The organism is Thermosynechococcus sp. QKsg1 (assembly GCF_031586415.1).
Lineage (GTDB): Bacteria > Cyanobacteriota > Cyanobacteriia > Thermosynechococcales > Thermosynechococcaceae > Thermosynechococcus.
Window position 1 is genome coordinate 1,078,560 of sequence record NZ_CP134200.1, and the last position, 21,515, is coordinate 1,100,074.

Genomic DNA, 21,515 nt, shown 5'->3' on the forward strand with positions numbered 1-21,515 from the left:
TCAGCAGATAGTGGGGCTTGAGGGCAGGAACAGTATATGCTTTGGATCATGGCGAACCATCCGCCGCAACCGCTGGCCAAAAATTTTCAACTTGCCCCGCCAGCCCTGATGATCTTGCACCCGTGGCCTTTGGGAGGGCTTTCCTAACAAGCGCTGCTGCCAGTAGTCATCGTGGCCAATGAGCAAAAATCGCCAGTAGAAGTGCCAGAGGCCATTGGGGGGAGCATGACTCGCACGGGCTTGGGGTTGACGCCAAATACACTCCCGAATCGCAGTTTCCCCAGCCAGCACTTGAATCTGTTCATTGGCTGTAAAGCTCATCACCATCCTTTGCAACCAACTGCGCTCATAGCAACAGTCCGAATCACAATACACAATCACCTCACCCGTTGCTTTCTCCGCTGCCCACATTTTCACCTCGTAGTAGCCAAGCGCCTTGGGCACGGCACAAAACGTCAGCCAAGGGTAGGCCTCGGCCAGTTGCGCAAGATACGCTTGGGGAGCATCCCCTGTTTCCAAGAGCAGGACTTCATTGGCGGCAGTGGGGGGTAAATCTTGGCTAGCAAGGGACTGGAGGGCACAGTGGAGTCCAGCCATATCCGCATTTGCCAAGTTCTCAGTTTCCAAGATGATGGAGAAGGTGGGCAGAAGTGGCGTGGAGGACATAGACATCTTGCAGAGGTAGCCGTTCTGTGGGTACAACTCCAGTGTTATTCTCCCAAGCGCCATAAATGAGCCGCCCAAACCGTAAAGAATTGCAACATGCGCCTTTGTCGGGTTAAGGGGCAGAAGAATTGCCTATAATACTGTGAGCACGCCAATGCTTGAGGGAGTTGACGTTGACCACGACCGTTTTTCAAACCACAAAATCCCAAGAAATTTTTGCCGCTGCCCAAAAACTCATGCCCGGTGGCGTCAGTTCACCCGTGCGTGCCTTCAAGTCCGTCGGCGGCCAGCCCATTGTCTTTGATCACGTCAAGGGTGCCCACATTTGGGATGTGGACGGCAACCAATACATTGACTATGTGGGGTCTTGGGGGCCCGCGATCGTCGGCCATGCCCATCCCGAAGTCATTGATGCTCTCCATGCCGCCCTTGAAAAGGGAACCAGCTTTGGCGCCCCCTGCGTGCTTGAGAATATCTTGGCGGAAATGGTGATTGCCGCTGTCCCTAGTGTCGAGATGGTGCGCTTTGTGAATTCTGGCACCGAAGCCTGTATGGCAGTGCTGCGGCTCATGCGTGCCTATACCCAGCGGGAAAAGGTGATCAAGTTTGAAGGCTGCTACCACGGTCATGCCGATATGTTCTTGGTCAAAGCAGGGTCAGGAGTCGCTACATTGGGCTTACCCGATTCTCCCGGCGTGCCGAAAGCAACCACCGCCGCCACATTAACCGCACCCTACAACGATCTCGAAGCGGTTAGTCGCCTCTTTGAACAGTATCCCAATGACATTGCGGGGGTGATCCTTGAACCTGTGGTCGGCAATGCTGGCTTTATTCCGCCAGATGCTGGCTTTCTCGAAGGGCTGCGGGAGCTGACGAAACAGTACGGTGCCCTCTTGGTCTTTGATGAAGTGATGACTGGCTTTCGCATTGCCTATGGCGGTGCTCAGGAAAAATTTGGTGTGACACCAGACCTCACCACCCTCGGAAAAGTGATTGGCGGTGGCCTACCAGTGGGTGCCTATGGCGGTCGCGCTGACATTATGAAGATGGTGGCGCCGGCAGGACCGGTGTATCAAGCGGGTACCCTCTCTGGCAATCCCTTGGCAATGACAGCGGGCATTAAAACCTTGGAAATTCTCAGCCGCCCCGGTAGCTATGAGCAACTGGATCGGATCACAGGCAAGCTGATCCAAGGACTGTTAGAGGCCGCACGGGAATTTGGCCATGAGGTGTGTGGTGGGTACATCAGTGGCATGTTTGGTCTCTTTTTCACCGCTGGTCCGGTGACGAACTATGAGCAAGCCAAGCAGTCCGATTTGAAAAAGTTTGCGGCCTTCCACCGGGGTATGTTGGAGCAGGGGATTTACCTTGCGCCATCCCAGTTTGAAGCGGGCTTTACTTCCCTTGCCCATACAGAGGCGGATATTGAGCGCACCATTGCGGCAGCGCGGACAGTGCTGAGTCAGCTTTGAGCTTTCACCGTCGCGGCAAGGAGCACCACATCCATTAAGTCCGCAAGGTTGAGGCAAGGAAAGACCATGACATCCCCCAATTGATGAATGGCTCGGCTGCTATCTTCGGCCAAGGTAATCATGGGGAGTTTTCGCAGTTTGGGATGATTCTCCAGATGGGCGACCGCGTCAGCGGGCAAATCCCAAATCAGAACATCGGGTTGCCAAATCTCCACCAAGAGATCGGCCTGTTCAAGGTCTTCTGCTTCGAGGAGCCGCAGGTGGGGCAGGCTAATGTCATGGAGGAGGCCGAGGCGGAGTACCGTTTGATTGAGGAGGGGACGCTCAAAAGTCGATTCTTCCACTGGAGCAACCAATCGCGGGAAACACCAGCGATCGAGGACATCAATCAGCAGGCTGGGATGACTACTCAAGGGCAGCCGTTGTACAAAACCGGTCAAGCCCAAGGGAGTGGCTTCATCGGAGAGGATGATCAACGGAACAGTGGCCGTGAAGGAGCTGGTGGCCAGACTTTCAACCACATCAGCCAGAATGAGACTACTGGCGGGGCGGACGACAATGGCCGTGGGTTGCAGTTGCTCCAGCTTATCCAGCGCTTCAAGGGGATGGCGAGCGACCACATAGCCGTAGTGATTGCGCCGCAATGCGGAAGTCGTGTCCATGATCCACGTGGCATCATTACTCACCAAAAGGATCAATTGAGCCGTAGTGGGTAACTCAGGGGGAAGTTCCTCAGCAAAGGGCAGTAGCACTGTCCACTCACTGGAGTCGTCAGCTTGGGCAATAAAGGAAAGCTCACCATTGTGGAGACGACAGAGTTGGCGGGCGAGCATCAGCCCCATGGTGACTTCGGCATAGTCCTCGAGGCATTCGTGCAGCAGGCGATCGTGATCCTTGAGGGGAATGCCATGTCCCTCTTCCCACAGTTGCAGCGCCAGCCAATTTTGCCAGCGACTCAAGCGCAGTCCATAGCGATCGCTGGGAAAGAGCATCAGCCACCCCAAGAGATGGGCAAGAATCTGCCGTAGCCGCAGAGCATCGCCGTAGAGGTACACATGGCTCAAGGGCTGATCAATGTGCCACTGCCACTGCCAACCTAGCGGGGTTAGATTGTAGAGATGCTCCGCCAACTCCTGCGATCGCAACCACAAACCCGCCAATTCTACGGTTTCCCATTGCAATTCCAACTCTCGCCAAAGGGCACGGGTGTAGTCCTGCCACGCCTGAATGAGGCGATTCATTTGCCAACCGCTACGCTGGATCAGGGCAAGGTAGTCCTGTTGCTCTGGTAGAGGGTGCTGCCACAAAAGTTGGGTGAGGCTGAGAATCGCCGTTAGGGGATTTTTGAGTTCATGCCCCAAGCTCAGGAGGAGGCGCTTTTGCTGATGGAGGCGCAGTTGGTGCAAGCGGGTGGGGGTCGTCGGATCTGACTCCTGCCGCCGTTGGGCAAAAAATAACCAATAGCGATCGCTCGCCACCGCGACACCGCTTTCTGCCTTCTCCCAGTCCAACGACGTTAAATTCAAGGGAAACGAACACACCTGCCAGAGCGATCGCCCGAAGGGCCCGCTACGCGATCGCGCCTCTAGTGCCTGACAATTCATGCCTTCAAATTTAGGCTGCACCAGTGGCAAGAAATCAGTTAAGTGTTCTGACCAAGCGCGATTTTGCCAAACGACTCTCCCTTGGGCGTTTTGAATTTGTACCGGCAAAGGCAATTCTTCAATCACCTCCAGCCAAGGCAAAGGGGGCTGGCACGCCCAGCGATAGAGCAAGCGTTGCTGATCCAGCAGTCCCAAAAAACAACCCTGTGCATCCACAACCGCAATATAGGCTGGCATCTGGACTTGGCTGCGCAACCACCCCTGAAACTGCAATAGTGTCCACGTTGCGGGTACCACCATCACGGGCGATCGCCAAGAAGCCGTCACACTCCCCACCGCCAAGTCGGCTAACGTCCCTTCCCGCTCCAAACTCAACGCCAACCGCCAGCCCTGCACCACTCCCAAGGGTTTTTGCCCCTCATCCACAATGACGATCGTCTCTGGGAGGGTTTCTTGCCAACGCTGGCACACCTCGCTGAGAGACAAACCTGCCCCCACCGTCATTGCAGGTTCAGTAAAGCTGGCTAGGGAGAGGGAATTCATGGATACAGCCCTTTTTTGCAATGGGGGATACATCAAATAATGAAGTAGGATGCCGCTTTACACAGGCTTTGCCATTCTTGAGTGTGTTCTGTCCTTGTGAGCAGGGCTGTTGGTCCTAAGCTTGTAATGAAATGGCAACACTCCTCCAGAAAACACTGCCACCACCAGCGAGAAAGTGATAGGATGCTATCAGATGCAAACTCAAGTTCTGAAAGCACGTGGCGCAGTCAACCGCACTAACAATCTGTGGCTTAGTTTACTCGCCCGCTATTGGCCAAGAATTAGTCCGTTTGCACAACTCCGACATCGATGAACTGGTTTACTTTTCCAACGAGAGAGAGTTTTGCAGCTATTTAGAGCAGCGGCGCAATAATGTCGCTTGTTTAATTTTAGAATGGGGAGAGGGTACGCCGCAAATCATTACCTATCTTCACCACAGCGCCACACTCCTGCCCGCGATCATTGTCTTTCCTGCCGGCACCTCACCCGTTCCGCCGGGGCCGCACTACCACATTGCTGAAATCATTCTTACCGCTGACAACCTCCACCAGCTCAACCACCAAATTGAGGAAGCCATTACGGGATTTGTCAAACTCTGTCCGGGCTGTGCGGTGCCGCCCCATGTCATGTTTCGCATGCCAGCTCTGAAAGAAAGTAGTAATGTCGATCCGCAGCATCGTCTTTCCCAAAAATTGAAGGAGCGGCTCGGCTACCTAGGGGTCTATTACAAGCGAGACACGGAATTTTTCTTCCGCCGTATGTCCACTGCTGATAAACGCAAGCTGCTGGACGAATTGCGCTCAATTTATCGTACCATTATCCTTGAATACTTTAACACCGATGCCAAAGTTAATGAGCATATTGACGAGTTTGTTAGTAAAGCGTTCTTCGCGGATATTTCTGTTTCCCAAGTGCTAGAGATTCACGTCGAACTCATGGATAACTTTTCCAAGCAACTCAAACTCGAAGGTCGTAGTGAGGACATTTTGCTCGATTATCGCCTGACCCTCATTGATGTCATTGCCCATCTGTGCGAAATGTACCGTCGCTCAATTCCGCGTGAGGTGTAGTTTCTATGGCCCCACTGCGGAAAACCTACGTTCTCAAGCTCTATGTGGCTGGCAACACCGCCAACTCCGTGCGTGCCCTCAAGACCCTCAATAATATTCTTGAAAAGGAATTTAAGGGGGTTTATGCCCTCAAAGTCATTGATGTCCTAAAAAATCCGCAACTAGCGGAGGAGGATAAAATTCTAGCAACTCCAACCCTTGCCAAAGTTTTGCCCCCACCGGTGCGCCGCATCATTGGTGATCTGTCCAACCGAGAGAAGGTGCTCATTGGCTTGGACTTGCTGTATGAAGAAATTGGCGAGCCAGCGGATGATGATCTCAGCTTGGAATAGGCGCAGTGGTTAGAGTATCTCAGTTTAGAATAACCTTTTGGAATTTTTGGCAGCATACTGATCTAAAAAATCTTCTATGACGAACCTACCTGAAAGTCAGTTCAGTACAACTGGGCAATCCCCTGCGGAAGTCAAGAAAATCCCAACAATGATTGAGGGATTTGACGACATCAGCCATGGGGGACTTCCCCAGGGACGCACCACCTTAGTCAGTGGCACCTCTGGCACAGGGAAGACCCTTTTTGCAGTTCAGTTTCTCTACAATGGCATTACGATTTTTAATGAGCCGGGTATATTTGTTACATTTGAAGAGTCTCCCCAAGACATTATTAAAAATGCCCTGAGCTTTGGCTGGAATCTGCAAAGCCTCATTGATCAAGGTAAGCTCTTTATCCTCGATGCTTCCCCAGATCCCGATGGTCAGGAGGTGGCTGGGGATTTTGACTTATCTGCTCTGATTGAGCGCATTCAATACGCAATTCGCAAATACAAAGCGACACGCGTCTCAATTGATTCCGTAACAGCCGTTTTTCAGCAGTACGATGCCGCCTCGGTGGTACGGCGAGAAATTTTTCGCTTGGCGTTTCGTCTGAAGCAACTGGGCGTGACCACCATTATGACCACGGAGCGGGTAGATGAATATGGACCAGTGGCGCGTTTTGGGGTGGAGGAATTTGTCTCCGACAACGTGGTGATTTTACGTAATGTGCTGGAGGGGGAACGGCGGCGGCGCACTGTAGAAATTCTCAAGCTGCGGGGCACCACCCACATGAAGGGGGAATATCCCTTTACGATCAACAACGGCATCAATATCTTCCCCTTGGGAGCCATGCGTCTTACCCAGCGCTCCTCCAATGTGCGGGTGTCTTCGGGGGTCAAGACCCTCGACGAGATGTGTGGCGGCGGCTTCTTCAAGGATTCCATTATTTTGGCCACGGGGGCAACGGGTACGGGCAAGACCCTGTTGGTGAGCAAGTTCTTGGAGACAGGCTGCCAGCAGGGGGAACGAGCCTTGCTGTTTGCCTATGAAGAGTCAAGAGCGCAGTTGTCTCGCAATGCCTCCTCTTGGGGAATTGATTTTGAGGAGCTAGAACGGCGAGATCTGTTGCGGATTATTTGTGCCTACCCTGAGTCTGCGGGACTAGAGGATCACCTACAGATTATTAAATCCGAGATTGCTGACTTTAAGCCCTCACGGGTGGCCATTGACTCCCTTTCTGCTTTGGCGCGGGGGGTAAGCAACAATGCCTTCCGTCAGTTTGTGATTGGGGTTACTGGATTTGCTAAGCAGGAGGAGATCACCGGCTTTTTCACCAATACGACCGATCAGTTTATGGGCTCTAACTCCATTACCGAGTCCCATATTTCCACGATCACAGATACGATTTTGCTGCTGCAGTATGTGGAAATTCGCGGTGAAATGTCCCGGGCAATTAACGTCTTTAAGATGCGGGGTTCGTGGCACGACAAGGGCATTCGCGAGTATGTCATCACAGAAAAGGGCGCCGAGATCCGCGATTCGTTCCGTAACTTTGAGGGGATTATCAGCGGTACCCCAACCCGTATTGCGGTGGATGAAAAAACAGAGTTGGCACGGATTGCCAAGGGAATGCAGGATCTAGAGAACCAGTAGCCCCATGCAGCTCAACCAAGTCATTGTGGTGCACAAGGCCGGCGATCGCCAGAGCAAGGAATGGGCGGATCGCGCCTCCCGTCAATTGCAACAGCGTGGCGCCAATGTGCTTGTGGGGCCGAGTGGACCTAAGGACAACCCCTACCCCGTCTTTATGGCCTCGGTAACAGAGCCCATAGATCTGGCCATTGTTCTGGGGGGAGATGGCACTTCCTTGGCGGCGGCACGGCATCTGGCTGCGGCGGAGGTTCCGATTCTGGCGGTCAATGTGGGGGGGCATTTGGGGTTTTTGACGGAACCATTAGAGCTGTTTCGCGATATGGAGGCGGTTTGGGATCGCCTTGAGCGGGATGAGTACGCCATGCAACAGCGAATGATGCTGCAAGCCCAAGTGTTTGAGGGATCAAAATTGCATCCTGAAGTGGTGGGCGATCGCTACTATGCTCTGAATGAAATGTGCATTAAGCCGGCATCTGCCGATCGCATGATCACCGCCATCCTCGAAATGGAAATTGATGGCGATGTGGTGGATCAGTACCAAGGGGATGGGTTGCTGGTGGCCACCCCCACCGGCTCCACCTGCTATACGGTCGCCGCCAATGGCCCCATTTTGCATCCGGGGATGGAAGCGCTTGTGGTGACGCCGATTTGCCCCTTGAGTCTTTCGAGTCGCCCCATTGTCTTGCCTGCACGCTCGTCAGTGAGCATTTGGCCGTTGGATGATCACAGCCTCAATACTAAACTGTGGATGGATGGCGTACTGGCCACCTCCATCTGGCCGGGACAGCGGGTACAGGTGACGATGGCCGATTGTCAGGCACGCTTTATCATCCTGCGGGATCACTACTCTTTCTATCAAACGCTACGGGAGAAGTTGGCTTGGGCAGGGGCACGCATTCCTTACCACAACAACCACCGCAATTAGATCACAACCCCATGCTTGCAACGCATCTATAATGGGCGCATTCCTCACGGGTCTTTTGCGATGATTGTCAGTCCCCTTGAACGAGCGGTGCTTGGATCGAGTGCCGAAACGCTGGTCGATCAGCTTCTGGAAATTGGCATTGCCCTTTCCGCGAGCCAATCCCTAGAGGAACTACTGCATCTCATTCTCACGAAAAGTCGCCAAATTACTGCTAGCGATGCCGGCACAATTTTTCTAGTTCAGGGCGAACGGGCAGTTCTGGAATTTAAGGCGGCTCAAAATGATAGTGTTGCTCTCCCTGAGCAGGTACAGGACACTACAGTGCCCCTCACCCCTGATAGCTTGGTGGGCTATACCGCCCTCACGGGGGAATCCCTGAATATTCCCGATGTGTATGCCCTAGCGGGAAACGAGCTGTACCAATTCAATCGTTCTTTTGATGAAGCCCTGTGCTATCGAACCTGCTCGGTGCTGGTGGTACCAATGCAAAATGTCAGTGGTGAGGTGATTGGGGTGCTGCAGCTGATTAATCGCAAGCGATCGCCCGACACCCTGCTGACGCCAGAAACCACTGTGGCTCTCACCCAACCCTATAGCCCTTGGGAAGAACACATTGTGCGATCGCTGGCCAGTCAGGCCGCCGTGATTATTGAGCGCAACCATCTGCTGGAAAGTATTGAACAGCTCTTTGAGGGCTTTGTCACCGCCTCAGTACAAGCAATTGAGGTGCGGGATCCCACCACGGCGGGACATTCGGAACGGGTGGCAGCACTGACAGTACGCTTAGCGGAGATCACCCATGCAACCTCAAGGGGGGTCTTTCGGGAAGTCTCCTTTAGCGATCGCCAACTGCAAGAGATTCGCTATGCAGCGCTGCTCCATGATTTTGGCAAGGTGGGTGTGCCGGAGGCTATTCTCAACAAGCAAAAGAAACTCTACCCTGAACAATTGGAGGTGATTCGCCAACGGTTTGCCCTCGTGCGCCGCACCCTAGAAATGGAAACGGCTCAAGCCAAGGTGAACTATCTCCTGTGTCATCCCCACACGGTTCATAGCCCAGAACAGGCCTGTCACCACTGCGCCTTTTTGCGTCACTTCGATGAGGAACTCCGCCAACAACTGGTCACCCTCGAAGCCTATTGGCAGTTGCTCGAGCAGGCCAATGAGCCGCAAATTCTCGATCAAGAACCCCTTGCCCGCCTTCAGGAATTAACCCAGTTTTATTATCGCGGGACTGATGGCGAACTCCATCCCCTGATTACGGCCAGCGAACTGGAACAACTCTTGGTGCGGCGAGGGAATCTTACCCAACAGGAGCGGCGGCTCATTGAGGCCCACGTCACCCATACCTACCAGTTTCTCTGCCGCATTCCTTGGACACCCCACCTAAAAAATGTGCCGATCATTGCCTATGGTCACCATGAGCGATTGAATGGCAGTGGCTACCCGCGAGGTATTGGGGCGGCGGAGATTCCTTTGCAAACCCAGATGCTGGCGATCGCCGATATTTACGATGCCCTGACGGCCAAGGATCGCCCCTACAAAAAGAGCCTACCCGTGGATGCGGCCCTAGAGATTCTGTGGCAGGAGGCCAAGGAATTTAAGATTAATCCCGATCTCGTTGAACTCTTTGAGCAACAGGAGGTCTTTCGGGTGCTGGGGCACCAGCGCTAGGGTTGATGGGGAGACGATCGCAAAAAGGAGACTTTCCAAAGCGTAGCCGCCAGCCAATTAGTACAGGTATGGGCGACGATCGCTAGGAGTAAATTATTCATTGCGACGGCACTATAGGCAAACAGCCCGCCCACAATGGTTGCCCACAGGGCATAGGGCCACTGCTGCCGCGATCCAGCGTGCAAAATACCAAAGCACACCGAGCTACCGATGATCCCTGCCCAGTTGAGACCCAAGCTTGGTAGGAGCACCCCGCGAAAGAGCAGCTCTTCACTGAGGCCGGGCAGAATGCCAATCCAAAATAAATCAGGCCACAGCAGCGGTGAAAGTACCAGTTTCAGGTAGGTATCCGACGCATGGCGGTAGGCGGGCCAGAGGCGATACAAAATAGCCCCCATCCCCGTAATTCCTAAGCAGAGGACAATCCCTAAAACCACTGCCCAACCATCCCAGCGCAGCGGCAGAAGTCCCCCGGAAAAGGGGGTCAATAACCACACCCGCGCCAAAATCAGCCACAGAATGGCTGTCAACGCCATGGCCACTAAGACCTGCGTACGACTCAGAGGCTCATCGGGCAGGGGGGACTCCTCCATAGGCCTACGCTTTCTGGAATTGACCAAATTGGAAGTTATAGACCTCTTCCTCTTTTTCAGAGATGAGTTTGAGATCTGAACAGGGGCGAGCCACACAGAGGAGCACATAACCTTTTTCCCGCAGTTCGGGACTCAGCCCCATGGCATCGCCGTGATCAACGGTGCCCTCTTGAATTTGGGCGGCACAGGTAGTGCACACCCCGGCATTACAGGAACTGGGGAGATCAATGCCGGCAGCGGTGGCCGATCGCAGGATGGGTTTATCGGCACTGGCTTCAAACGTGTAGGTTTGTCCTTGGTGCAGGATTTCAACACGAAAGGTTTGGGTCATTCTTGCAGTGAGCTATGACGCAACATCTTTCCTATTATCCCCCTAATCCTCGCGATCGCTGGTTTCCTCTGGTGCGGACTTTAGCCAGCGGCTCAAAGGTTCAGGGATGGCGACCCGTTGGCGTTCTTGCAGGCAAATGTGTTGCGTCTGGGCAATGGCCACCCGATCGCCCCCCGCATTGTAGAGGGTATAGGTGAGTTGAAAACGGCTGTGATCCAGTCTTTGGGGGTCAATGGTCACCCGCAGGCGATCGCCACAGTAGAGGGGCTTCAAAAAGCGCACCTGCGCCTCCGTAATCGGCACAATCAAGCCATTGTTGCTAAAAAATTGCCGCAGATCCACCCCCAACTGGGCAAGGACATCCTCATAGGCCTCATGGCAAAACCGCAGTAGATTAGCAAAGTAAACTACCCCAGCGGCATCCGTGTCAGCAAAATGAACCGTGCGCTCATAGTCGCGAAGGGGTGTTGTATTCATTGATGACCATCCCATAGGGTTGCCCAACACAAGTCATACGCAAAAACGTGCCACAGCCTTTATTGTTAATGTAGGGTACAGCCCTTTCGCAAGCTATTGGGGTACGGGACGGATGAGTAACAAAGGCAGTTCTGATCTTCGGCTTCTTTTGAGCACACTTGTCATCAGCGGCTTGGTCGCAGGACTAGCCTATTGGCAACTCAGTCAACGCTGGACGCCCTCCCCCGATCAGAATGGTGGCTCCCCCACAGAAACCACCTCCAAGTGGCAAAAAATTGCCCTCGCTACGACGCTGCGCGGCCATCAAGATGAAGTGAACGCGATCGCCCTCAGTCCCGATGGCAATTTACTCGTCAGTGGTGGCGACGATCGCAAGCTGTATTTTTGGAATTTGGCTACGGGAACTGCCCTCGGACAAGCCACCGGTCACACCGATTGGATCTACGCCCTTGTGATCACTCCCGATGGTCAAACCGTGATTAGCGGCAGCAAAGACAAAACCATCAAACTCTGGGGTGTGAGCGATCGCCAGCTCCAAGCCACCCTCAGTGGCCACCAAGATTTTGTGAATGGCTTAGCTCTTAGTCCCGATGGCCGCACCCTTGCCAGTGCCAGCTATGATCACACCGTCAAACTGTGGGATCTCCCTAGCCGTCAGGAAATCACTACCCTAAAGGGCAATGAGGGCATCATGCTCAGCGTTGCCATTAGTCGCGATGGGCGTTTTTTAGCCACTGGCGGAGTGGATAAGCTGATCCGCATTTGGGATTTGCCCTCCCGCCGCCTCCTGCGCACCCTCGAAGGACACACCAGCGATGTCAATAGCCTCGCCTTCACCCCCGACAACAGCCAACTAGTGAGCGGCAGTGACAAAGACGGTATCAAAGTCTGGAACCTGACCACAGGGGAACTCCAGCATCAGTTTGGCAGCGAAGGTGGGCAAGTCTTTAGCGTGGCGGTGAGTCCCGATGGCAGCACCATTGCCAGTGGCCACGGCGATCAAACCGTCAAACTTTGGTCTCTCTCCGGCCAGTCATTGCGCACCCTCAAAGGCCACTCTGGTGCCGTGTACAGTGTCATTTTTGGTCAAGATCAACTGATTTCCGCCAGTGAAGACCGAACCATTAAGGTGTGGCGCCTCTTTCCCGGAAGCTCATAGAGAACTTATATGTCTCAACTGCGAAGCAAAAAAAACGGCTAAGATGCCCAAGAATCTTAGCCACGGAGAACAACGGCTTGAATCTTCTTTAGCCAACACTCCCCTCGAGCTTCAGGCTCAGCAGGCGATCGGCCTCGACCGCGAATTCCATCGGCAACTGGTTAAAGACATCGCGACAGAAGCCACTAATCATCATTGAGACCGCATCTTCGGCAGAAATGCCCCGCTGAGCAAAGTAGAAGAGTTGATCCTCACCAATTTTTGAGGTTGAGGCCTCATGCTCCACCTGTGCCGTGGGGTTTTGCACCTGAATATAGGGGAAGGTATTGGCGGCTGCCGTATCACCAATGAGCATCGAATCGCATTGGGAATAGTTGCGTGCCCCTGTGGCCTTCGGCCCAATTTTCACCAAGCCGCGATAGCTATTTTGGGAGTGCCCTGCCGAGATCCCCTTGGAGACAATCGTGCTGCGGGTATTCTTACCAATGTGGATCATCTTGGTGCCCGTGTCCGCCTGCTGGTAATGATTGGTGAGGGCAACGGAGTAGAATTCACCCACGGAATTATCCCCCACCAAGACACAACTGGGGTACTTCCAAGTAATGGCTGAACCCGTTTCCACCTGTGTCCAAGAAATTTTGGAGTTGCGGCCAAGGCAGAGTCCACGCTTGGTCACAAAGTTATAGATGCCCCCCTTGCCGTTTTCATCGCCAGCGTACCAGTTTTGCACCGTGGAGTATTTGATTTCGGCATTGTCAAGGGCAACCAGTTCTACGACTGCTGCGTGGAGTTGATTGGTATCGAACATGGGAGCAGTACAGCCTTCAAGGTAGCTCACATAGCTGCCCTCATCAGCAATAATCAGCGTGCGCTCAAACTGCCCCGACTCCCCATTGTTAATGCGGAAATAGGTGGATAGCTCCATCGGACAGCGGGTGTTCTTGGGAATATAGACAAAAGAGCCATCGGAAAAGACGGCGGAGTTCAAAGCAGCATAGAAGTTATCGCCAATGGGGACAACGCTGCCCAAGTATTTCTGCACCAACTCGGGATATTCGTGGAGCGCTTCAGAAATGGAGCAGAAAATGATCCCCTGCTTGGCCAACTCTTCACGGAATGTGGTAGCCACTGACACGCTATCGAAAATGGCATCGACGGCCACATTGCTCAGCCGCTTTTGCTCGGAAAGGGGAATCCCCAGTTTCTCAAAGGTTTCCAGCAGGACGGGATCCACTTCATCCAAGCTCTTCAGCTTTTCCTTTTGTTTTGGAGCTGAATAATAGACAATGTCTTGGTAGTTGATGGGGGGATAGCTCACCCGTGGCCATGTGGGTTCGCTCATCTTCAGCCATTGGCGATAGGCCCGCAGGCGAAACTCCAGCATGAACTCTGGCTCGTTCTTTTTGGCAGAGATGAGGCGGATAATGTCTTCATTGAGACCGCGGGGAATGGTTTCCGTCTCAATTGGGGTGACAAAGCCGTATTTATAGGGCTGATTGACGAGGGATTGTACCGTTGCCGACATCGAGTGTTCTCTTGGGTGAAGGAATGGCCAAAATTTAGAGTATATTAAGCAACAAGATGGTTGCTTTATCCCTAGGACTAATTTAGCAACAAAACGGTTGTTTTAGTCAAGGGGGCGTTGCGTGACGCTCACATCAGATACTAAACAGGACATCTTACACTGCCTTCTCCGCGACGGTCACCTCAGTGCCCAGGAGTTGGCGGCACAACTGGCGATTAGTCCGCAAGCGGTGCGGCGGCACCTCAAAGATCTAGAGGCGGAGCAACTAGTGACCTATGAAGTCCTGTCGGGTACGGTGGGGCGTCCCCAATACCGTTACACGATTAGCGAGGCGGGACGAGAGGAACTACGGCAACTGCAACTGCGGCAACAGTCGAGTCAGACAAAGGGCTTTGCCGTTGAACTCTTGGAATCCGTAGCAGCAACCCTGGGCCCCGAGCAGATGCAGGACGTATTGCAGGCAGCTTGGCAGCGCAAGGCATTGGCCTATCGCGAGCAAATGGGAAGCGGTACTTTGGCGGAACGCTTGGCACGACTGGTGGCCCTGCGGCGACAGGAAGGGTATATGGCAGAGTTTTACCCCGTAAGTGAACCCCAAGGTGCCTATCTCTTTACGGAATACAATTGTGCAATTTCCGCGGTTGCCCAGTCTTTTCCCACCGTCTGTAATCATGAGTTAGAGATGTTTGCGATCGCCCTTGGGGATTGTGCTGTGGAGCGCACCCATTGGCTTGTGGATGGTGAACATCGCTGTGGTTACCTGATTCGTCCTCTGAAGTAGCATGGCCTTTTGTCCGCCCACCTTTGTCCAGCAGAGCTTCAGCACCAGCAGTGGCCGTATGGTCTATTACACCCCCAGCGATCGCTACTGGGGTCAGGTGCAATCTCGCCCTCCCCTTGTCTTTCTCCACAGTTTGGGGGGTGGTTCTAGCCACTACGAGTGGTCGCAGGTGTATCCTGCCTTTGCGGCTCGCTACCGCGTTATTGCTCCGGATCTGATTGGTTGGGGGGAGTCGGATCACCCCGCCCGTGACTACACCAGCAGCGACTACTGGCTGATGATTGCTGAACTGCTGCGCATGCTGGGTTCCCCTGCGCCGGTGGTTGCCTCCTCCCTAACGGCGGGCATTGTGGTGCGCTTGGCGATTCAACAACCCCATCTTTTTGAGCGTTTGTGTCTAGTCTGCCCCAGTGGATTCAATGACTTTGGTGAAGATCAAGGACAGGCGATCGCCAATGCCCTGCTGAGGGTGCCGATTCTTGATCGCCTCATTTACACCGTTGCTGCTGCTAACCCCTTGGCGGTGCGCAACTTCCTCACCCAATTTATTTTTGCCGATCCGCAGCGGCTACGCTCGGAAACTGTTGAAGCCTACTTGGATGCCGCCTGTCGTCCCAATGCCGAATGGGCAGCTCTGGCGACCCTGAAGGGAAATCTCTCCTTTGATCTCAGTCAGTATTTACCCCAGTTAACGATCTCCACCGTGATCCTCTGGGGAGAAAAGGCCAAGCTCACGCCCCTTTCTCTAGGTGAGCGACTCTATGCCACTGCCCGCGATCGCCTGCAACAGTTTCACGTGATCCCCAACGCAGGGGTCTTACCCCATCTGGAGCAACCCGAATGGGTGATCTACAGCCTGCGGCGCGATTTCTTGCTTTAAGTTGTTCCCGATACAGGTATCCTAGAAGTATTGCTTGAAGTGTTGGTGCAATGGCAGAAATTCAATTTATCCGTGGCGTTGATGAAGAAGTGGTTCCCGATGTGCGTTTGACGCGGGCACGGGATGGCAGCAGTGGTCAAGCCATGTTTTACTTTGATAACCCGAAAATCGTCCAAGAGGGCAATTTGGAGATCACGGGGATGTACATGGTGGACGAAGAAGGCGAAATTGTTACCCGTGATGTCAATGCCAAGTTCATTAACGGTCAGCCCGTTGCCATTGAGGCCACCTACACGATGCGCAGCCCCCAAGAGTGGGATCGCTTTATTCGCTTTATGGATCGCTACGCTGCCAGCCATGGCCTTGGCTTCCAGAAGTCCTAACCAGTCTTAAATTGATCGGGTGCCGATTCAAAAAGATTGTGCTAGCTTAAAGTTACGATGCCTTTTTTGTCTTTATTCAGGACACAGGGCATCTGCAAGTTCTATAGCGATACAGTAGGGACATCAATGGATTATCTAGAGAGCCTGCTTGACACCCTCAAATCGTGGTTAAAAAAACTGTTGGAACTTCTGGGTGGCGCCGAGCCCACCCCTGAGCTGGAACCAATTCCGATTCCCGTGCGCGATCGCCGATAGAGCGACAGCATTCAACAAAATTGAGTCAGTTTTGAACGGTTAGGTTAAGCTTGGCCTTTCATATTTTGGTGCTTCATGGCCCCAATCTAAACCTGTTAGGGCAACGGGAGCCGGGGATTTATGGGGTTGTGACACTAGCGAGCATCAACCAATCTTTGGCAGCCTTGGCGCAGGAGTTAGGGGTAACCATTGAGTGCCTCCAATCCAATCATGAAGGGGTCTTGGTAGATGCGATTCAAGAGGCAATGGGGCGTGCCCAAGGCATTTTAATTAACCCCGCCGCCTATACCCACACCAGCGTAGCTCTACGAGATGCGATTGCTGCGGTTGCCCTGCCCACTGTGGAAGTTCACCTGAGTAACATTCATCAACGGGAAACTTTTCGCCATCATTCCTACATTGCGCCGGTGGCGATCGGTCAAATTGCTGGCTTTGGTGCTGATAGTTATTTGTTGGGGTTACGGGCACTGGTCAATTATTTACAAGCAAAAGGCTAATTCTCAGCGGGGCGCGCGATCGCCAGCGGTGTTCCCAACTGTCGTGCCAGCCAAAATTCCAGATTGCGTACCCAAGATTTACCATCAAGGCGCTGGACAAGAACAGGTTGCACCAAGATCGTGAACATCCCCAAGCGATTGCCCACGAGAATATCCGTAAACAGGCGATCGCCCACCATGGCCACCTGATCATAGGGCAAATTCATGGCTTGCACGGCCTGACGAATCTTACGCCGCGAGGGCTTGCCCGCCCCCATCAAAAAGGGTAACTCCACCTGCTGGGCAATACGTTCAATGCGGCGATGGTTCAAGTTATTGCTCACTAGCCAGATCGGCATCTGATGCTTGATCTCCAGTAGCCACGCCAAAATTTTCGGCGGCAGATCTTCATCCCACGTGGGGAGGAGCGTATCATCCACATCCAACACCATGCCCCGCAGATGATATTTTTCCAACAGACTGGGGTGCAACTGTTCAATGGTGCTTTCAAGAATTAAATCCGGTTGCAGCAGTGCTGCTAGAGACCCAGTGGCCATTGAAAACGCAAATAACGAAGAAGAAGCTTCTGCCAGACTATCACGATCCCAGGGGAGAGTGGGAACTGCAAAAATCTTTCCTAGTGTTACTCCAATCACAAAGGATATGCTACCATCTGAGAGAATGCCGCGTGTCAACGGATATGGCGAAGGTTCTGGTACTCAATGCCTCCTATGAACCACTCAATATTACGAGTTGGCAACGGGCAGTTGTCCTTTTAATCAAGGGCAAGGCGGAGCAAGTCGAGCACAACGGCAAGATGGTTTACAACAATTTTCCCTTGCCGACCGTCATTCGTCTGCGGCATTATGTCGTCACTCCCTACAAAGAAATTCCCCTTACTCGCCGCAATATCCTGCATCGAGATGGCCATTCTTGCCAATACTGTGGCTATACCGGGGATGAGCTCACCCTTGATCACGTCATCCCCAAATCGCGCGGTGGCGGTGAAACTTGGGAAAATATTGTGACCGCCTGTGTTCGCTGTAACGTCAAGAAAGGGAATCGCACCCCTAAAGAAGCAAATATGCCCCTACGGCAAACACCGCGTCGTCCCATTAGTAGTTTGTACTTCGAAGTCACGAAACACGTGCGCACCGGCACTCATCAAGAGTGGCGGAAATATGTCATCGGTGTCTAAAGGTTGTTATGTCAAGTATTGAGACCGAAAACTTTAGTCAACTCTTTCCGCTTTTTGGTGCCAGTTCCCAAGAGGCGCTTTCCTCGATGCTCTCAGTGGCTTGGCATAACACCTACCCGGCGGGGCGTGCCATTCTAATTGAAGATGCGTGGGGCAATGCAGTTTACTTTATCCTCGCAGGCTGGGTGAAGGTGCGACGACTGCTCGCCAATGGGGATTTCATGACCCTAGCGATCCTTGGGCCGGGGGATTTTTTTGGTGAAATGGCCATTCTTGACCAATCACCCCGCTCAACAGATGTGGTGGCGCTGTGTCCAGCGGAAGTTTTGTCTGTGCCGGCGCAAAAATTTGTCCATGTCCTGCGCCATGAGCCGGATCTGCACTATCGGATGCTGCAATTGATGGCACAACGGCTACGCTTGACCAATACGCGCATTGAACTGTTGCACAAACCTCCTGCCGTCAAACTAGCCCATGTCTTGGTGAATTTGGCACGGCGCTATGGTCAGCATCCAGGGGGCAATGCCAACACAGCCGTGATTTTCAATGTGCCCATCAAGGATTTAGCGGATGTGGCTAACATTAGCCCTGATGAAGCCCATCAACTGCTGGATAAACTGGTGGCGAAAAACTGGATCAAGATTGATGCGGCCAAGCAACAACTCCAAATTCTCAATTTGCCGCAACTAGAGCAATTGGCACAGCAAGCGGTGAATTAAAGTTCTGTTGGCTTGTTGAGGAGCAGTGACCTCGCCTAGGATAGCAATAGTTGCAAGCTCTTTCTGCTATGGCGATCGCCCCCAACCTCTACGAACACACCTTGGTTCGCTACACGGATCCGCTGCATGCGACAGAACTCCTGCGGCAATATCGCCCATACCTAGAAATGATTCCCAGTATGCGGCGACCTCAAGAGAGTTTAATTCCGATTCCGCTGCCGATCGCCCATATTCAGGTTCCTGCCGCCACAACCTCGAACCAACGTCCCCAGGTGAAGTCGGTGATGGTGCCCTGTGATCTGGTCTTTGTCCTGTGCGATCCCGAGTGGAAAGTCAAAACCGACATTGAACTGCTGGTCTTTATCCATCGGCCGGGGGAAAGCTTTACGGAACTGCTGACCCGCTGGCGCCAATCCCAAGTGCTCCTTAGTCGCAGTTATAGCTGGGATATGCCCTTGCAGCATCGGGATGTCTTTAGTGAGGGCGCCAATCGTCAGTTTCCCCTCTTTGTCCTCTTTCAAGAAACCCTTGCCGTGATCAAGCGCGGTCTCAAGGCTGCCCGGTTGCCCTGCGTGATTGATACCACGATTCTCAAGGAACAGCCGTCTTCAGCCACAAAGCTTATGACGGGTGCCTCAGAAAGCACAGAAGGTTGATCAATATCACAACTTAAGCACCAGCTCCATCACTGCCGTCCCCCTCGCCAAGGGCAGAGAATACCACTATCGAGCTGAATTCTCGATATTGTGAGTTGAGTTGTCCTATGGTGGCTACCCCCATTCAACCCGTGTCCGACCGTCCATTGACAACGGATTTGGTGCGGCAGTATTTGCAGGAAATTGGCCGTGTGCCCTTGCTCACCCCTAGCCAAGAACTGCGCCTTGCCCAACAGGTTCAGCAGTACCAAGCCCTGCTCGCAGTGCGAGATCAGTCCGATGACCCCCAGATCAAGCGCTATGTGGCGGCTGTTACGGAGCGCGATCGCCAGCAGCGGCAGTTGGGGCGTCCCCTTACCCGTACCCAATGGGCTGCGCGACTTAAGATGAGTGTGGCTGAATTGCAAACCTGTGTGCAGGCGGGTCGTCAAGCTTGGGCAAAGGCAGCGAATATGACCCTAAGTGAACTTCAGCACATTGAGCGGCAAGGACAGCGGGCAAAAACCCAATTGCTGCAAGCCAACCTGCGCTTGGTGGTGAATATTGCCAAAAAATATCAACATCGCGGCGTGGAATTTTTAGATCTGATCCAAGAGGGGAGTTTGGGTCTAGAACGTGCCGTTGAAAAATTCGATCCGACCAAGGGATTTCGCTTTAGCACCTATGCCTACTGGTGGATTCGCCAAAGTGTCACCCGTGCTGTTGCTAGTCAAAGCCGCACAATCCGCTTGCCCATTCACATGGTGGAAAAACTCAATAAAATTAAGCGTGCCCAACGGCGTCTTGCGGCTCAACAAGGCGCGATGCCCAGTCTAGCGGACATTGCCCAAGAACTGAATCTGGAGGTGTCACAGGTGCGGGAAGTGCTCATGGCTGTTCCCAAATCCGTGGCCTTGGAACAGCGGGTTGGCTCCGACCAAGAAACGGAATTGCAGGAGCTAATTGAATCCACTGCCCCCACCCCCAATGAAGTGATCATGCGTGAGTCCCTGCGTACTACTTTGAAGCAACTCCTCAGTGATCTATCGCCCCGTGAGCGGCAAGTGATGGAACTGCGCTATGGCCTCGGGGAGCAGCCCGCCCTTGAGATGGCGGAAATTGCGGCACTGCTGGGACTGAGTCGGGAGCGGATTCGCCAAATTGAGCACCGTGCCCTGCAAAAGTTGCGGCAGCCCCAACGGCGCCGAGAAATTCAAGACTATCTTGAGGAGTTTGCCTAGGGCGTCTCCAACTGAATGCCGTGGGGACAGCACTCACAGATCCATAGATCAAGGTCGGGGTCTGGTAGGGCGCGCCGTACCCGTTGCATGATGCTGTAACCTTCATCGGCAGAGGGCGCTAGGGCAAACACTGTTGGCCCGGATCCTGACATCATGCTGGCGATCGCCCCAGCGGCGAGGAATTGCTCCTTTAACTCTGCCACCAAGGGATAGCGGGGCAACACTACCTTCTCTAAATCATTACGGAGGCTGGCGGCCAATTTGGCGATGTCACGCTGCTGAATGGCCTGTAACAGGGTTGCGGATCCCCCCTCTTGGCGGGCTTTTTCCTGCTCGTTGGGGGTTTGGGCATAGGTAGCGGCGAATTCCTGCCGATAGGTTTGATAGGCCCAAGGGGTAGCCACACTAAGGGAGCGATACTTCCCTAGGATCACAGTTAATCCCTGTAAATCCGCTAGGGGCGTCAACTGTTCACCGCGCCCTAGGGCTAAGGCGGTCCCCCCTTGCAGACAGAAGGGCACATCAGCCCCCAATTGCGCTGCAAAGGTTTGCAATTCCGCTTGCGTCAGACCCAACTGCCACAGGAGATCTAAGCCCACCAGTACCGCTGCTCCATTGGTGGAACCCCCGGCCAAGCCTGCCCCCATAGGAATTCGTTTTTCAATGAAAATTTCAACGCCATCGCGATCGGGAAAATGCTGCTGGAGTAAGGCCGCTGCTTTGTAAGCGAGATTTCGTTGATCGCAGGGGACAGCTGGGTTGGTGCAATGGACTTTAATTTGGCGATCGCGCCGCGGGATGAGTTCAATGCGATCCATGAGGGAAACCGCCTGCATGACCATTACCAGCTCGTGGTAGCCACTGCCATCTAAACAATTGCCAACAATTTGTAAAAAGAGATTAATTTTGGCAGGTGCCAGCAGACGATACACGCAGCCCCATC

The 21,515-nt window shown here is 53.4% G+C and carries 24 protein-coding genes; 16 read left to right on the plus strand and 8 right to left on the minus strand.

Translation table 11 applies throughout. The annotated features are described in order from the left end of the window. A complete protein-coding gene (locus RHP47_RS05435; RefSeq protein WP_310841260.1) occupies positions 1-666 on the minus strand; it encodes a glycosyltransferase family A protein in 666 nt (221 codons plus the stop codon). Positions 667-902: 236 nt separating this feature from the next. On the opposite strand from RHP47_RS05435, the gene hemL reads away from it, so the two are divergent. Beyond that, the gene (gene hemL, locus RHP47_RS05440; RefSeq protein WP_315863180.1) at positions 903-2,138 is read left to right on the plus strand and encodes a glutamate-1-semialdehyde 2,1-aminomutase; all 1,236 of its coding nucleotides are present in this window, start codon (positions 903-905) and stop codon (positions 2,136-2,138) included. Here the strand turns inward: hemL and RHP47_RS05445 are convergent. Further along, complete coding sequence (locus tag RHP47_RS05445) at positions 2,129-4,285, minus strand: HAMP domain-containing sensor histidine kinase (protein ID WP_149818894.1); 2,157 nt, start codon at positions 4,283-4,285, stop codon at positions 2,129-2,131. The genes hemL and RHP47_RS05445 overlap by 10 nt on opposite strands. A gap of 218 nt (positions 4,286-4,503) precedes the next feature. Between RHP47_RS05445 and RHP47_RS05450 the strand changes: the two genes are divergently transcribed. From RHP47_RS05450 to RHP47_RS05470, 5 genes are all read left to right on the plus strand, one after another. After that, positions 4,504-5,355 carry a circadian clock protein KaiA gene (locus RHP47_RS05450; protein WP_149818896.1) on the plus strand — a complete coding sequence of 284 codons (852 nt, stop codon included), beginning with the start codon at positions 4,504-4,506 and terminating at the stop codon, positions 5,353-5,355. 5 nt (positions 5,356-5,360) lie between these two features. Beyond that, positions 5,361-5,687 carry a circadian clock protein KaiB gene (gene kaiB / locus RHP47_RS05455; RefSeq protein ID WP_149818898.1) on the plus strand — a complete coding sequence of 109 codons (327 nt, stop codon included), beginning with the start codon at positions 5,361-5,363 and terminating at the stop codon, positions 5,685-5,687. Positions 5,688-5,763: 76 nt separating this feature from the next. Next, positions 5,764-7,320, plus strand: a complete 1,557-nt coding sequence (gene kaiC, locus RHP47_RS05460) for a circadian clock protein KaiC (RefSeq protein ID WP_286669038.1) — start codon at positions 5,764-5,766, stop codon at positions 7,318-7,320. A gap of 4 nt (positions 7,321-7,324) precedes the next feature. Next, on the plus strand, positions 7,325-8,245 hold the full coding sequence (locus RHP47_RS05465) for an NAD(+) kinase (RefSeq protein ID WP_286626953.1): 921 nt from the start codon (positions 7,325-7,327) through the stop codon (positions 8,243-8,245). A 60-nt stretch (positions 8,246-8,305) separates the two neighbouring features. Then, complete coding sequence (locus RHP47_RS05470; protein WP_310841262.1) at positions 8,306-9,919, plus strand: HD domain-containing phosphohydrolase; 1,614 nt, start codon at positions 8,306-8,308, stop codon at positions 9,917-9,919. Here the strand turns inward: RHP47_RS05470 and RHP47_RS05475 are convergent. The 3 genes from RHP47_RS05475 to RHP47_RS05485 are packed head-to-tail and all read right to left on the minus strand — an operon-like array spanning position 9,916 to position 11,320. Beyond that, positions 9,916-10,512 carry a CPBP family intramembrane glutamic endopeptidase gene (locus tag RHP47_RS05475; RefSeq protein ID WP_149818906.1) on the minus strand — a complete coding sequence of 199 codons (597 nt, stop codon included), beginning with the start codon at positions 10,510-10,512 and terminating at the stop codon, positions 9,916-9,918. The genes RHP47_RS05470 and RHP47_RS05475 overlap by 4 nt on opposite strands. Before the next feature lie 4 nt (positions 10,513-10,516). Then, positions 10,517-10,843 carry a 2Fe-2S iron-sulfur cluster-binding protein gene (locus tag RHP47_RS05480; RefSeq protein WP_149818908.1) on the minus strand — a complete coding sequence of 109 codons (327 nt, stop codon included), beginning with the start codon at positions 10,841-10,843 and terminating at the stop codon, positions 10,517-10,519. Between the two features lie 42 nt (positions 10,844-10,885). Beyond that, positions 10,886-11,320 (minus strand): thioesterase family protein, encoded by a 435-nt coding sequence (locus RHP47_RS05485; RefSeq protein WP_149818910.1) that lies wholly within the window; start codon positions 11,318-11,320, stop codon positions 10,886-10,888. A gap of 112 nt (positions 11,321-11,432) precedes the next feature. Between RHP47_RS05485 and RHP47_RS05490 the strand changes: the two genes are divergently transcribed. Continuing rightward, a complete protein-coding gene (locus RHP47_RS05490) occupies positions 11,433-12,479 on the plus strand; it encodes a WD40 repeat domain-containing protein (RefSeq protein WP_310841263.1) in 1,047 nt (348 codons plus the stop codon). 88 nt (positions 12,480-12,567) lie between these two features. On the opposite strand, the gene sufB is transcribed toward RHP47_RS05490, so the two are convergent. After that, positions 12,568-14,004 carry a Fe-S cluster assembly protein SufB gene (sufB, locus tag RHP47_RS05495; RefSeq protein ID WP_149818914.1) on the minus strand — a complete coding sequence of 479 codons (1,437 nt, stop codon included), beginning with the start codon at positions 14,002-14,004 and terminating at the stop codon, positions 12,568-12,570. Positions 14,005-14,125: 121 nt separating this feature from the next. Here sufB and sufR point away from each other — a divergent pair, with 121 nt between their 5' ends. The 5 genes from sufR (at position 14,126) to aroQ (ending at position 16,800) form a co-directional block, all read left to right on the plus strand. Beyond that, entirely contained in the window at positions 14,126-14,785 is a 660-nt protein-coding gene (gene sufR, locus RHP47_RS05500; protein ID WP_149818916.1) for an iron-sulfur cluster biosynthesis transcriptional regulator SufR, read from the plus strand. A 1-nt stretch (position 14,786) separates the two neighbouring features. Then, a complete protein-coding gene (locus tag RHP47_RS05505) occupies positions 14,787-15,665 on the plus strand; it encodes an alpha/beta hydrolase (protein ID WP_310841265.1) in 879 nt (292 codons plus the stop codon). Positions 15,666-15,715: 50 nt separating this feature from the next. Continuing rightward, positions 15,716-16,048 carry a photosystem II reaction center protein Psb28 gene (gene psb28, locus RHP47_RS05510; RefSeq protein ID WP_149818920.1) on the plus strand — a complete coding sequence of 111 codons (333 nt, stop codon included), beginning with the start codon at positions 15,716-15,718 and terminating at the stop codon, positions 16,046-16,048. A 126-nt stretch (positions 16,049-16,174) separates the two neighbouring features. After that, positions 16,175-16,303 (plus strand): hypothetical protein, encoded by a 129-nt coding sequence (locus RHP47_RS05515; RefSeq protein WP_286626960.1) that lies wholly within the window; start codon positions 16,175-16,177, stop codon positions 16,301-16,303. Positions 16,304-16,353: 50 nt separating this feature from the next. Beyond that, the gene (gene aroQ / locus RHP47_RS05520; RefSeq protein WP_190278250.1) at positions 16,354-16,800 is read left to right on the plus strand and encodes a type II 3-dehydroquinate dehydratase; all 447 of its coding nucleotides are present in this window, start codon (positions 16,354-16,356) and stop codon (positions 16,798-16,800) included. Here the strand turns inward: aroQ and RHP47_RS05525 are convergent. Continuing rightward, positions 16,797-17,336 (minus strand): YqeG family HAD IIIA-type phosphatase, encoded by a 540-nt coding sequence (locus tag RHP47_RS05525; protein ID WP_302679975.1) that lies wholly within the window; start codon positions 17,334-17,336, stop codon positions 16,797-16,799. The genes aroQ and RHP47_RS05525 overlap by 4 nt on opposite strands. Positions 17,337-17,479: 143 nt before the next feature. Between RHP47_RS05525 and RHP47_RS05530 the strand changes: the two genes are divergently transcribed. The 4 genes from RHP47_RS05530 to RHP47_RS05545 all read left to right on the plus strand — a co-directional run bounded on the left by RHP47_RS05530 (position 17,480) and on the right by RHP47_RS05545 (position 20,572). After that, entirely contained in the window at positions 17,480-17,977 is a 498-nt protein-coding gene (locus RHP47_RS05530) for an HNH endonuclease (RefSeq protein WP_149818924.1), read from the plus strand. Between the two features lie 8 nt (positions 17,978-17,985). Beyond that, complete coding sequence (locus tag RHP47_RS05535) at positions 17,986-18,696, plus strand: Crp/Fnr family transcriptional regulator (RefSeq protein ID WP_149818926.1); 711 nt, start codon at positions 17,986-17,988, stop codon at positions 18,694-18,696. 68 nt (positions 18,697-18,764) lie between these two features. Next, positions 18,765-19,352 carry a hypothetical protein gene (locus RHP47_RS05540; protein ID WP_399374965.1) on the plus strand — a complete coding sequence of 196 codons (588 nt, stop codon included), beginning with the start codon at positions 18,765-18,767 and terminating at the stop codon, positions 19,350-19,352. A 107-nt stretch (positions 19,353-19,459) separates the two neighbouring features. Further along, the gene (locus RHP47_RS05545; RefSeq protein ID WP_149818928.1) at positions 19,460-20,572 is read left to right on the plus strand and encodes an RNA polymerase sigma factor, RpoD/SigA family; all 1,113 of its coding nucleotides are present in this window, start codon (positions 19,460-19,462) and stop codon (positions 20,570-20,572) included. Here the strand turns inward: RHP47_RS05545 and ispE are convergent. After that, complete coding sequence (gene ispE, locus RHP47_RS05550; RefSeq protein WP_206199976.1) at positions 20,569-21,504, minus strand: 4-(cytidine 5'-diphospho)-2-C-methyl-D-erythritol kinase; 936 nt, start codon at positions 21,502-21,504, stop codon at positions 20,569-20,571. The genes RHP47_RS05545 and ispE overlap by 4 nt on opposite strands. Positions 21,505-21,515: the final 11 nt, after the last annotated feature.